The sequence below is a fragment of the Sphingomonas sp. SRS2 genome (assembly GCF_000971055.1).
Lineage (GTDB): Bacteria > Pseudomonadota > Alphaproteobacteria > Sphingomonadales > Sphingomonadaceae > Rhizorhabdus.
In genome coordinates this window covers 1-12,140 of the sequence record NZ_LARW01000082.1, presented here as the reverse complement: position 1 = coordinate 12,140, position 12,140 = coordinate 1, and the positions used below count along the sequence as shown (strand labels likewise).

Annotated in this window: 11 protein-coding genes and 2 pseudogenes; 10 read left to right on the top strand and 3 right to left on the bottom strand. The window is 66.0% G+C overall.

The features are described from left to right. Positions 1 to 57: 57 nt before the first annotated feature. Positions 58 to 594 carry a hypothetical protein gene (locus WP12_RS10090; protein WP_046193587.1) on the bottom strand — a complete coding sequence of 179 codons (537 nt, stop codon included), beginning with the start codon at positions 592 to 594 and terminating at the stop codon, positions 58 to 60. Between the two features lie 88 nt (positions 595 to 682). On the opposite strand from WP12_RS10090, the gene WP12_RS10085 reads away from it, so the two are divergent. The 3 genes and pseudogenes from WP12_RS10085 (at position 683) to WP12_RS10075 (ending at position 2,126) form a co-directional block, all read left to right on the top strand. Beyond that, positions 683 to 904 (top strand): hypothetical protein, encoded by a 222-nt coding sequence (locus WP12_RS10085; RefSeq protein WP_046193586.1) that lies wholly within the window; start codon positions 683 to 685, stop codon positions 902 to 904. Next, a pseudogene (locus WP12_RS10080) lies at positions 904 to 1,337 on the top strand (cupin domain-containing protein). The gene WP12_RS10085 and the pseudogene WP12_RS10080 overlap by 1 nt, the downstream one beginning before the upstream one ends. 102 nt (positions 1,338 to 1,439) lie before the next feature. After that, positions 1,440 to 2,126, top strand: coding sequence for a Crp/Fnr family transcriptional regulator (locus WP12_RS10075; RefSeq protein ID WP_046193585.1), 687 nt, complete (start codon positions 1,440 to 1,442; stop codon positions 2,124 to 2,126). Between the two features lie 41 nt (positions 2,127 to 2,167). On the opposite strand, the gene msrB is transcribed toward WP12_RS10075, so the two are convergent. Beyond that, positions 2,168 to 2,656, bottom strand: a complete 489-nt coding sequence (msrB, locus tag WP12_RS10070) for a peptide-methionine (R)-S-oxide reductase MsrB (RefSeq protein WP_046193629.1) — start codon at positions 2,654 to 2,656, stop codon at positions 2,168 to 2,170. A 143-nt stretch (positions 2,657 to 2,799) separates the two neighbouring features. On the opposite strand from msrB, the gene queG reads away from it, so the two are divergent. Together queG and WP12_RS10060 are read left to right on the top strand one after the other, a co-directional pair. Then, the gene (gene queG / locus WP12_RS10065) at positions 2,800 to 3,948 is read left to right on the top strand and encodes a tRNA epoxyqueuosine(34) reductase QueG (protein WP_084691075.1); all 1,149 of its coding nucleotides are present in this window, start codon (positions 2,800 to 2,802) and stop codon (positions 3,946 to 3,948) included. Positions 3,949 to 3,980: 32 nt separating this feature from the next. Continuing rightward, entirely contained in the window at positions 3,981 to 4,850 is an 870-nt protein-coding gene (locus WP12_RS10060; RefSeq protein WP_046193583.1) for a 3-hydroxyacyl-CoA dehydrogenase family protein, read from the top strand. Positions 4,851 to 4,929: 79 nt separating this feature from the next. Here WP12_RS10060 and WP12_RS10055 read toward each other — a convergent pair whose 3' ends face one another. Further along, a complete protein-coding gene (locus WP12_RS10055) occupies positions 4,930 to 6,348 on the bottom strand; it encodes a helix-turn-helix domain-containing protein (protein ID WP_046193582.1) in 1,419 nt (472 codons plus the stop codon). 219 nt (positions 6,349 to 6,567) lie between these two features. On the opposite strand from WP12_RS10055, the gene WP12_RS10045 reads away from it, so the two are divergent. From WP12_RS10045 to WP12_RS10025, 5 genes and pseudogenes are all read left to right on the top strand, one after another. Next, positions 6,568 to 8,100, top strand: coding sequence for an acyl-CoA carboxylase subunit beta (locus WP12_RS10045; protein ID WP_046193580.1), 1,533 nt, complete (start codon positions 6,568 to 6,570; stop codon positions 8,098 to 8,100). A gap of 26 nt (positions 8,101 to 8,126) precedes the next feature. Then, positions 8,127 to 9,317 carry a beta-ketothiolase BktB gene (gene bktB, locus WP12_RS10040; RefSeq protein WP_046193579.1) on the top strand — a complete coding sequence of 397 codons (1,191 nt, stop codon included), beginning with the start codon at positions 8,127 to 8,129 and terminating at the stop codon, positions 9,315 to 9,317. Between the two features lie 2 nt (positions 9,318 to 9,319). Continuing rightward, positions 9,320 to 9,739, top strand: a complete 420-nt coding sequence (gene mce / locus WP12_RS10035; RefSeq protein ID WP_046193578.1) for a methylmalonyl-CoA epimerase — start codon at positions 9,320 to 9,322, stop codon at positions 9,737 to 9,739. Positions 9,740 to 9,767: 28 nt separating this feature from the next. Further along, entirely contained in the window at positions 9,768 to 11,921 is a 2,154-nt protein-coding gene (gene scpA / locus WP12_RS10030; RefSeq protein WP_046193577.1) for a methylmalonyl-CoA mutase, read from the top strand. An 8-nt stretch (positions 11,922 to 11,929) separates the two neighbouring features. Continuing rightward, positions 11,930 to 12,140 (top strand): annotated as a pseudogene (locus WP12_RS10025) (biotin synthase BioB); the annotation flags it as partial.

Sequence of the window (12,140 nt, the reverse complement as noted above, 5' to 3'; positions counted from 1 at the left end):
AGTGCCGGGCCGAAACCCCTTAGTCGTCGCTCCGGCCTCCGCCAGCGCTAAGCATTGCTACGCCCCGCTATTGGCTCGGATCAGGATGCGGCCCTTGGTGCCGGCCTTGTCGGGCGCCATCGTGATCGTCATCGGATTGCCATCCGGATTCTTCGCGGTCAGCGTCGCTGTGCCGCCCGCACTGGCGACGTTGATCGCGGTGAAATCATTGTCGCGCGCGGCTGCGGCATAATAAGCGGCGACCTTGTCGGGCGCGCCGGGGCTGGTGAAGCGCATGTCGACCACGTCGTTGCCAGGCCCCTTGCGGTCGGCGACGTTGATGCCGTGCAGAGTGCTGCCGGGATAGAGCTTGATCCCGTCGATATCCATATGCTCGCCGCCCAGCTCGATGCCGGGAACGTCGATCTTGGCCGCGAAGCCGGGGACCGAGATCGAGACGCCGTCGCCGTTTTCCTCGGCGGTGATCGCGACATTGCCGTCCTCGCCGGTCTTCACCGAGGCGGCGTCCTGCGCCTCCTTGTCCTTCCCGACCTCGAGCTCGCAGCCCGCAAGCAGCACCAATGGTATCGCCAGTCCGATCAGGGTCGCGCGCATCACCTGCCTCCTTACAAATCTCCATTGGTGTATTATATTGGCACTACAGTAGTTGCAATCCCGTGCAGCTTGATGGAAGCTGGCCCTTATGTTCAACCTCCTTTCCCTCGTCATCGGCGGCTTCGCGCTATGCGGTGCGATCCTCGCCTTCTTTCCCTTCCTCGGCTGGATGAACTGGGCGATCGTGCCGCTCGCGCTGATGGGAGCGGGTTTCGGCATAGTGTCGAAGGCCGACAGCGGGCGGCGGCTCAACATCTTCGTGCTGGTCGTCGGCATCTTCCGGCTGATCATCGGTGGCGGCCTGTTCTGATGACGCCCGCCGCGCTGATCGATCGGCTCGGCCTCCAGCCCCACCCCGAAGGCGGCTGGTATCGCGAGACATGGCGGGCGCCGGGTGAAGGCGAGGGTAGCGGCCCGCGCGGCCACGCCACCGCAATCTATTTCCTGCTCGAAGCCGGCCAGCGATCGCACTGGCACCGGTCGACGCGGCCGAGATGTGGCTGTTCCACGCGGGCGCGCCGCTGCGCCTCGGCATCGCCCCGGACGCGGCAGGGCCGGTCGAGTGGGTGACGGTGGGCGCGGACGTGCTGGCGGGTGATCGGCCGCAGGCGCTCGTGCCAGCAGGCTGGTGGCAGGCGGCGGAGGCGCGCGATGGCTGGGCGCTGGTCAGCTGCGTCGTCGCGCCGGGCTTCGATTTCGCCGGGTTCGAGCTTGCGCCACCCGGCTGGGGTCCGGCTTCGTAACGGACCTGATACGGTCTCACAGCGACGGATTGCTTGCAGAATCACGGGCGAATCGGCACCGTTCCCGACAGGGCGATGGGGATCGCCCATATAGGGGCTCCCATGACGCCAGATGAGCTTGCCGCGCTGCTGCCCAAGGGCAGCGTCTTTGCCGATTGTGGCGCGGCTCAGCTCGCCGATCTGCTCGGCGTCGGCACCTTGCAGACGACGCGGACCAATGACGAGCTGCTGCGGCAGGGCGACGAGGGCACGTCGCTGGTCATCATCCTCGACGGCGTCGTGCGAATCTCGATGGTGACGCCCAACGGTCGCGAGATCATCCTCGACTATGCCGAGGCCGGTGCGGTACTCGGCGAGATCGCAGTGCTCGACGGCCAGCCGCGTACCGCCTCGGCGATCGCGATGTGGCCGGGCCGGTTGCTGCGCCTGTCGCGGGCCGGCTTCGAGGGCTTCATCGAACGCCATCCCAAGGTCGCGATCCGCCTGCTGCGCGAAATGGCGCGTCGCCTGCGCGAGACCGACAGCACGATCGAGAGCGACCGCGCCTTCACCACCGCGCCGCGCCTTGCCCGTTATCTCAAGCGCCTGACCGACCAGAAGGTCCACGGCACCCGGCTGACCCGCGATCTCAGCCAGTCCGAGCTGGGCAGCTTCGTTGGCATCAGCCGCGAGAATATCAACCGCCAGCTCGCCGCCTGGGCGACCGACGGCGTGATCGAGCTGACCCAGGGCAAGATCCGGATCATCGATCCCGATTATCTGACGCAGATAGCCGAAGCGGCGGAGTAGGTTTCCGCGGGGCGGGCCAGTCGGCTCGTCCTGTAGGCGAATCAGGCCTTCGCCACGAACGCCAGCGACACCCCGTTCATGCAATAGCGCAGCCCGGTCGGCTGCGGCCCGTCCTCGAACACATGGCCGAGATGGCCGCCGCAGCGGCTGCAATGCACCTCGGTGCGCGCCATGCCCAGGGTACGGTCGGTGCGGGTGCGAACTGCGCGGGGCAGCGGCTGATAGAAGCTCGGCCAGCCGGTGCCGCTTTCGAATTTTGTGCGCCACGCGAAAAGCGGCAGCGCGCAGCCCGCGCAGGTGAAGGTGCCGACGCGGTGCTCCTTGTTCAGCGGGCTGGTGAAGGCGCGCTCGGTCGCCTCTTTGCGCAGCACCTCATAGGCCAGCGGGCTCAGCTTCCTGCGCCATTCGGCATCGCTGAGCGTGATGGCGAAGCTTTCCCTGGGGGACGCGGCTGACATGGCCCGGCCGCCGATGATCGCGGCGACTGCGGTGGTCATCCCCGCACCCAGCAATGTTCTCCGGTCGATCATGTCCATGCGCTCCTCTCCCTCTATCTGGGGACGAAGAAGATACGCATCAACCTTGGCGAAGGTTACGCCCTGGCGTCTTCGACCTTTGCCCAAACAGGCCAGTGCGGGTTCCACGACGGTGGAACAGCCATTAGATGAGGTCCGTGACCGACGATCCGATCGCATTACGCGAGGCCATCCGGGCTGAGGCGCTGGCGCTGGGCTTTGCCGCCTGCGGTTTTGCGCGCGCGGATGCCACGCCCGAAAGCGCGGCGCGGCTCGACGAATGGCTCGAATCGGGCGCGCATGGATCGATGGAATGGATGGAGGCGCGCAAAACCCATCGCGGCCGGCCGCAGGGGCTGTGGCCCGAATCGCGCAGCCTGATCATGCTGGGGATGAGCTATGCCCCGCCTGAAGATCCGCTGCGGCTGGCCGGCGAGGCGGGGATCGGGCGGATCTCGGTCTACGCGCAGGGCGCCGACTATCACGATATCGTCAAGAAGGCGCTCAAGGCGCTGGCGCGCTGGATGATCGACCGCGCCGGGGGCGAGCTGAAGGTCTTCGTCGATACCGCGCCGGTGATGGAAAAGCCGCTGTCGGCGGCGGCGGGGCTCGGCTGGCAGGGCAAGCACAGCAATCTCGTCTCGCGCGACCATGGGAGTTGGCTGTTCCTCGGGGCGATCATGACCTCGCTCGATCTGCCGCCCGACGATGCGCATGACGACCGCTGCGGCAGTTGCAACGCCTGCCAGGCGGCCTGTCCGACCGACGCCTTTCCGCGTCCCTATGTCGTCGATGCGCGGCGCTGCATTTCCTATCTAACGATTGAGCATCAGGGGCCGATTCCGGAGGAATTCCGCGAGCCGATCGGCAACCGCATCTATGGTTGCGACGATTGTCTCGCGGTCTGCCCCTGGAACAAGTTCGCCGAGGATGCCGCCGCCAATCGCGCCTTCGCCGCGCGCGCGGAACTGGCCGCGCCCGAGCTGGGCGACCTGCTGGCCCTCGATGATGCGGCCTTTCGCGCGGTGTTCGCGGGGTCGCCGATCAAGCGGATCGGCCGCGACCGGATGATCCGCAACGCTCTGATCGCGGCGGGCAATAGCGGGCTTGCCGGCCTGCTGCCGCCCGTCCGCGCGTTGCTCGACGATCCGGCGGCGGTGGTGCGCGGCGCGGCTGTCTGGGCGTTGGCGCGGCTCGATCCGTCCGCTTTCGCCGCGGAGCATGCCTGTCGGGCGACGGGCGAGGGTGACGTCACCGTCGTCAATGAGTGGAATGTCGCGGTTGCGAAGGCCGCCGTCGCCCGATAACAGGCCCCAAACACTCGTTTGGGAGCTCGATCATGGATATCATCGGAGTCGTCGGCGCGGGGCAGATGGGCGCGGGTATCGCGCAGATCGCGGCGCAGGCGGGCATCAAGGTGCTGCTTTCCGACGTGTCGATCGACGTCGCCACCAAGGGCAAGGCCGGGATCCTGAAGATGCTCGACAAGGCGGTCGAGCGCGGCAAGCTCGAAGCCGGGAAGCGCGACCGGGCGGCCGACTTGCTCGTCCCCGTCGCCGACCTGGAGCCAATGCGTGACGCCGACCTGATCATCGAAGCCGCGACCGAGCGTGAGTCGGTCAAGCGGGTGATCTTTGAAAATATCGGCAAGGTGCTCGCCCCGAATGCTATCCTCGCCACCAACACCTCGTCGATCTCGATCACCCGGCTGGCGCAGGCGGCGCCCGATCCGGCCCGCTTCATCGGCATGCATTTTTTCAATCCCGTGCCGTTGATGCCGCTGCTCGAACTGATCAAGGGCCTGGCGACGGGCGATGCGGCGGTGACGGTCGCCGAGGAATTCGGCCGGCGCACTGGCAAGACGACGATCCTTGCCACCGACAGCCCGGGCTTCGTGGTCAACCGCATCCTGCTGCCGCTGCTCAACGAAGCGGCGTTCGCGGCGGGCGAGCGCCTTGCATCGATCCCCGATATCGACGCTGGGGTGAAGCTCGGCCTCGGCCACCCGATGGGGCCGCTGGCGCTGTCGGACATGATCGGGCTCGACACGATTCTGGAGATTTTGAAGATATTCCAAGCCGACTTTGGTGATCCCAAATATCGCCCCGCTCCGATCCTCTCCAAGATGGTCGAAGCCGGCTGGCTCGGCCGCAAGAGCGGCAAGGGTTTCTACGATTATTCGGGCGAAACGCCGGTTCCGTCCTTCTAGGGCAGAATCTCGGCAACAGCCGACTCATTGGCCGGCGAAGACGCGCCGCGTGCCGGCCGCCCCGCCTGCTCGATCCGGCTCAAGCCACTCGATAGGGGACCACATCGCGCCGGTCGGCATCCACCGCGATCGCGCGTCCGGCTGGGGGAAAGGCGCGCTGGTCGCATGCCTGCCGCGGGCAAAGGCGGCAGGAGATGCCGATCGGGGTCGCGGCCTCCAGATTGCCGATATCGAGGGCATCGGCATAGATGAAGTCGCGGGCATGTTCGACTTCGCAGCCGAGCGCGACCGCGAAGCGGCGCGGCGCGCGGGTGAAGCTGCCTGATGGTTTCACCAGCCCCTTCGCCATCGAGACATAGCGCACACCGTCGGGCATTTCGGCGAGCTGGACGTGGATGCGGTCGGCGATCGCCACCGCCTCATGGACGATCCATAGCGGGCAGGCGCCGCCGAACCGGGCGAATTGCAGCCGGGTCGCCGAATGGCGCTTGGTGATATTGCCCGCCATGTCGACCCGACAGAAGAATAGCGGCACGCCGCGCTCGGCAGGGCGCTGCAGCGTCGACAGCCGGTGGCACGCCTGCTCGAAGCTCACCCCGAAGCGCTGGCACAGCCGGTCGATGTCGTGCCGCATCGCCCGCGCGGTCTCGCGGAAGCGGCCATAGGGCATGAGCAGCGCGCCCGCCGCATAGTTGGCGAGGCCGACCGACAGCAGCGGAAGCCCTTCCGGCGCGCGCAGCCGCGCCTGCCCCGCGACGGCGGCGATCTGGTCGCGGAATTCGAGCTGGGCCAGCTGGTGCGCCAGCATGAAGCGGCGGGTCTCGGCCGGCTGGGCGGCGCCGATCGAGAGCAGCCCGCGTGCCCGATCGAACCGGCGCAGCATCCCGCCATCGTCGCTGGTGGTGACAACGTCGACGCCATGGCGGCTTTTCAGCACATGCGCGACCAGCGTTTCGGACAGCGGCTCGGCATCGAGTTCGTGCGCCAGCGCCTCGGCGGCGCGATCGATGCTGTCGACATAATTGCCCGCCTCGTGAAACCAGTCGCGGACCTCCTCCCACGGCAGCCGGTCGTCACCCGGCACACCGCTTGCGATCCGGTCGTCGACCATCTGCAGGCGTTCCTCGGCGCGGCGATAGGCATCGTGAAGGCGGACGAACTGATCGGCGAACAGCGGCTGCTGCTCGACCGCGCGGTGGAGCTGCTGGGGACCGAACTCCTCCGATGTGAAGAGCGGATTGGCGAAAGCCTCGCGCAGCGCCGCCAGCCGCCGCTCGGCATCGTCGGCCTGCGCCGCGTTCCAGTCGATCGGAAAGGCGCGCGCGAATGCCTCCGTGACCGCCGGGGTCACGGGCCGGTCGTCATTCTCGAGCTGCGACAAATAGGAAACCGACAGGCCGACCCGCGCCGCCATCGCCGCCTGGCCGAGGCCGACGCGATTGCGCAGGGCACGAAGCTCGTGGCCTGCGAACAATCGGGTGCCGGTGCGACGCGCCATGATCTCCAGCTCCCTTCACGTCATCCAGCGAAAGCTGGAGTCTCTCTGCCTTCTCCGCGCTGCGGCCGGAAGAACAGGGGAGATGCCGACGTTCGCCCGGCTGACGGGAAGCAATCCGCAAACCCCTACTTCGCAATTCCGCAAATTCACATTTGCCTTATCCGCCAAAGATTGGAAAGGGGTCGCCTACGAATCCACCTAAAGGAGCAGAGTGTCCCGATGCTGGCGATCCTGCAGAAGCTCGAAGAAAAACGCGCCGCGGCCCGGCTGGGCGGCGGCGAAAAGCGCATCGAGGCGCAGCACAAGAAGGGCAAGCTCACCGCGCGCGAGCGGGTCGAGGTGCTGCTCGACGAAGGCTCGTTCGAGGAGCTCGACATGTATGTCGAGCATAATTGCACCGACTTCGGCATGGATCAGGAGCATATTCCGGGCGACGGCGTCGTCACCGGATCGGGCACGATCAACGGCCGGCTGGTCTTCCTCTTCAGCCAGGACTTCACCGTTTACGGCGGCGCGCTGAGCGAGCGGCACGCGCAGAAGATCTGCAAGGTCATGGACATGGCGATGAAGGTCGGCGCGCCCGTGATCGGCCTCAACGATTCGGGCGGAGCGCGCATCCAGGAAGGCGTCGCCTCGCTCGGCGGCTATGCCGAGGTGTTCCAGCGCAACATCCTGGCATCGGGCGTGGTGCCGCAGATCAGCGTGATCATGGGCCCCTGCGCGGGCGGTGCGGTCTATTCGCCGGCGATGACCGACTTCATCTTCATGGTGAAGGATTCGTCCTTCATGTTCGTCACCGGCCCCGACGTGGTGAAGACCGTCACCAACGAAGTGGTGACGCAGGAGGAGCTGGGCGGCGCGGTCACCCACACCACCAAGACCTCGGTCGCCGACAATGCCTTCGAAAACGACATCGAAGCGCTGCTGTCGGTGCGCGAATTCGTCGACTTCCTGCCGCTGTCGAACCGGCACGAGCTGCCGACCCGGCCGACCGACGATGCGTGGGACCGGATCGAGCCGAGCCTCGACACCCTGATCCCCGACAGCGCGACCCGGCCCTATGACATGAAGGAGCTGATCGCGAAGGTCGTCGATGAGGGCGATTTCTTCGAGGTGCAGCCGAACCATGCCGGCAACATCATCATCGGCTTCGGCCGGATTGAGGGCCGACCGGTCGGCATCGTCGCCAATCAGCCGCTGGTGCTGGCGGGCTGCCTCGACATCAATTCATCGAAGAAGGCGGCGCGCTTCGTCCGCTTCTGCGACGCCTTCGATATTCCGATCGTCACCTTCGTCGATGTGCCCGGCTTCTTGCCCGGCACCGCGCAGGAGCATAATGGTATCATCAAGCATGGCGCCAAGCTGCTCTTCGCCTATGGCGAGGCGACCGTGCCGAAGATCACCGTGATCACCCGCAAGGCCTATGGCGGGGCCTATGACGTGATGGCGTCGAAGCATCTGCGCGGCGACCTCAACTATGCCTGGCCGACCGCGGAGATCGCGGTGATGGGCGCGAAGGGCGCGGTCGAGATCATCTTCCGCAAGGATATCGGCGACAAGGAGAAGATTGCGGCGCGGACCAAGGAATATGAGGACCGCTTCGCCAACCCGTTCGTGGCGGCGTCGAAGGGCTTCATCGACGAGGTGATCATGCCGCATTCGACGCGGCGCCGCATCGCGCTGGGATTGCGCAAGCTCAAGAACAAGAGCCTCGAAAATCCCTGGAAGAAGCACGACAACATCCCGCTCTGACCGGCGGCCGACAGCAGGAATCCTTCATGGCTCAGTTTGAAGACATCTATATCGTCAGCGGCGTGCGCACCGCGATCGGCGACTTTGGCGGCTCGCTCAAGGGCTTCTACCCATCGGATCTGGGCGGCAAGGTGGTGGCGGAGGCGATCAGCCGCGCCGGCGTTTCGCCCACCGACGTCGAGCATGTCGTGATTGGGCAGGTCATGCCGACCAGCGCCAAGGATGGCATGCTGTCGCGCACGATCGCGCTCAACGCCGGCATCCCCTATCAGGTGCCCGCGCTGACGCTAAACCGGCTGTGCGGTTCGGGAATCCAGTCGATCGTCTCGGCGGCGCAGATGATGCAGCTCGGCGAGGCGTCGATCACCGTCGCCGGCGGCGCGGAAACGATGTCAAACGTGCCCTTCCACGATCATGGCACGCGATGGGGCGTGAAGATGGGCAATAATGTCCTGACCGATGCGCTGATCGAGGGTCTTCAGGACGCCTCGGGCGGCTATCATATGGGTATCACTGCCGAAAATTGCGCCGAGCGGCACGGCATCAGCCGCGATGAGCAGGATGCGCTGGCCGCCGAGGGCCATCAGCGCGCGACCCGCGCGATCGCCGAGGGACGCTTCAAGGAGCAGATCCTTCCGATCGAGATCAAGACCCGCAAGGGTGTGACCGTGTTCGACACCGACGAACATCCGCGCGCGGACACCAGCGTCGAGACGCTGGCGGGGATGAAGCCCGCCTTCAAGAAGGAGGGCGGCACCGTAACCGCCGCCAATTCGTCGGGCATCAACGATGGCGCGGCCGCGGTGGTCCTGGCCACGGGTGCCGAGGTGGAGAAACGCGGCCTGAAGCCGCTGGCGAAGATCGTTGCCTGGGGCCATGCCGGCGTCGAACCCGAATATATGGGCGAAGGCCCGATCAAGGCGGTGCCGGCCGCGCTCAAGCGGGCGGGCCTGACCCTCGACCAGATGGACGTTATCGAGGCGAACGAAGCGTTCGCGGCGCAGGCGTTGTCGGTCGCCAAGTCGCTCGGCTTCGACCGCGCGAAGCTCAACCCGAACGGGTCGGGCATCGCACTCGGCCACCCGGTCGGCGCGACCGGCACGATCCTGACCGTCAAGGCCGCCTATGAGCTGCAGCGCACCGGCGGCCGTTACGCGCTGATCACGATGTGCATCGGCGGCGGGCAGGGCATCGCCATGATCATCGAAAGGGTCTGATCGTGAAGCTTGGCCGTTTGAACCATGTCGGCGTCGCGACTCCGTCGATCGAAAAGAGCATCGCCTTTTATCGCGACGTGATGGGTGCGGAGGTGATCCGCGAACCCTTCGATCTGCCCGCGCAGGGGGTGAAGGTCTGCTTCGTCGACACGCCGAACAGCCAGATCGAGCTGATCGAACCGCTCGGCGAGGCCTCGCCGATCCACGGCTTCCTCGCGAAGAATCCGGCGGGCGGGCAACATCATCTTTGCTATGAGGTGCCCGATATCCACGCCGCGAAGGCCTGGTTTGAAGGCACGGGCGCGAAGGTCCTCGGTGAACCGCGGATCGGCGCGCACGGCACCCCGATCTTCTTCGTCCACCCCAAGGATATGGGCGGGGTGCTGACCGAGATCATGGAAACCCCCAAGGCGGGTCACTGAAGCCAAAGGACTCTGCGAGGAACGTGCGATGAGTGACGAGAACAAGCCCGATCTGGCCAAATGGGAAGCTGCGGCGGCCAAGGAGGTCAAGGGCAAGGACCTGACCTGGAACACGCCCGAGGGGATCGCGGTCAAGCCGCTCTACACCGCCGAGGACGTCGCCGACATCGATCCGGGCCTGCCGGGCTATGCGCCGTTCACGCGGGGCGTGCGCGCGTCGATGTATGCCGGGCGTCCGTGGACGATCCGCCAATATGCCGGCTTCTCGACCGCGGAGGCATCGAACGCCTTCTACCATCGCAACCTGAAGGCCGGGCAGAAGGGCCTGTCGGTCGCCTTCGATCTCGCCACGCATCGCGGCTATGACAGCGATCATCCCCGCGTCACCGGCGACGTCGGCAAGGCGGGCGTCGCGATCGACACGATCGACGACATGAAGATCCTGTTCGACGGCATCCCGCTCGATCAGATGTCGGTCAGCATGACGATGAACGGCGCGGTGATCCCGATCCTCGCCTTCTTCATCGTCGCGGGCGAGGAGCAGGGCGTGCCCCAGGCCCAGCTCGACGGGACCATCCAGAACGACATCCTCAAGGAGTTCATGGTCCGCAACACCTATATCTACCCGCCCGAGCCGAGCATGCGGATCATCTCGGACATCTTCGCCTTCACCTCGACCAACATGCCCAAGTTCAATTCGATCTCGATTTCGGGCTATCACATGCAGGAGGCCGGGGCGACGCAGGTTCAGGAGCTCGCCTTCACCATCGCCGACGGCATGGAATATGTGAAATATGGCGTCGCCTCCGGCCTCGATATCGACAAGTTCGCCGGGCGACTGAGTTTCTTTTTCGCGATCGGCATGAACTTCTTCATGGAGATCGCGAAGCTGCGCGCCGCGCGCGTGCTGTGGCACCGGGTGATGACCCGGCTCGGCGCACAGGACGAGCGCTCGAAGATGCTGCGCACCCATTGCCAGACGTCGGGCGTCTCGCTGACCGAGCAGGACCCGTACAACAACGTCATGCGCACCACGATCGAGGCGATGGCGGCGATGCTGGGCGGCACCCAGTCGCTCCACACCAACGCGCTCGACGAGGCGATCGCGCTGCCGACCGACTTCTCGGCGCGCATCGCCCGCAACACCCAGATCGTCATCCAGGAAGAGACCGGGATGACCAAGGTCGTCGATCCGCTCGGCGGCTCCTATTATGTCGAAAGCCTGACCCAGGAGCTGGTCGACAAGGCCTGGGCGATCATCGAGAAGGTCGAGGCCGACGGCGGCATGGCGAAGGCCGTGGCGGCGGGCTGGCCCAAGGCGATGATCGAGGAGGCTTCGGCGGCCAAGGCGGCGCGGATCGACCGCGTCGAAGAGGTCATCGTCGGCGTCAACAAGTATAAGCTCGCGCAGGAAGACCCGATCGACATCCTCGATGTCGATAATGTCGCGGTGCGTGAATCGCAGATCGCCCGTATCCAGAAGGTGAAGGCGGGTCGTGACGAGGCGAAGTGCCAGGCGGCGCTGGCCGCATTGACCGAAGGTGCGCGCGGCAAGGAGAACCTGCTGGGTCTCGCGGTCGAATGTGCCCGCGCCCGCGCTACGCTCGGCGAAATCTCGTCGGCGATGGAGGAGGTGTTCGGCCGCTATGGGACGAACCCGACCCCGGTGAAGGGCATTTATGGCGGCGCCTATGGCGACGACCGGGCGTGGGCCGGCCTGATCGAGGGCGTCTCGGCGATCGAGCGGCGCAAGGGCCGCAAGCCGAAGATGCTCGTCGCGAAGATGGGTCAGGACGGGCATGACCGCGGCGCGAACCTCGTCTCCTCGGCGTTCGGCGATCTCGGCTTCGAGGTGGTCGCCGGGCCGCTGTTCCAGACGCCGAAGGAAGCCGCCGAGCTGGCGATCAAGGCCGATGTCGATATCGTCGGCGCCTCCAGCCTCGCGGCGGGCCACAAGACGCTGATCCCCGAACTGATCGGGCTGCTGCGCGATGCGGGCCGCAGCGATATCAAGGTGATCGCCGGCGGTGTCATCCCCGCGCAGGACTATCAGTTCCTTCGCGATGCAGGCGTGCAGGGCATTTTCGGCCCCGGCACCAACCTCGTCAGCGCGGCAACCGAAGTGCTGCGGCTGCTCGGCCATAACCAGCCGCCGGAAGGCGTGGAGGAAGCGGCGGAATGAGTGGGGCGATGATACGCACCGACTGGACCCGTGGCGAGATCGGGGCGCTGTTCGAGCTGCCGTTCAACGACCTGCTGTTTCAGGCGCAGGGCGTTCACCGGGCGTGGCACGATCCGAACGCGGTGCAGCTGTCGACGCTGCTGTCGATCAAGACCGGCGGCTGCGCGGAGAATTGCGGCTATTGTTCGCAGGCGGCGGGCAATGAGACCGACCTGAAGG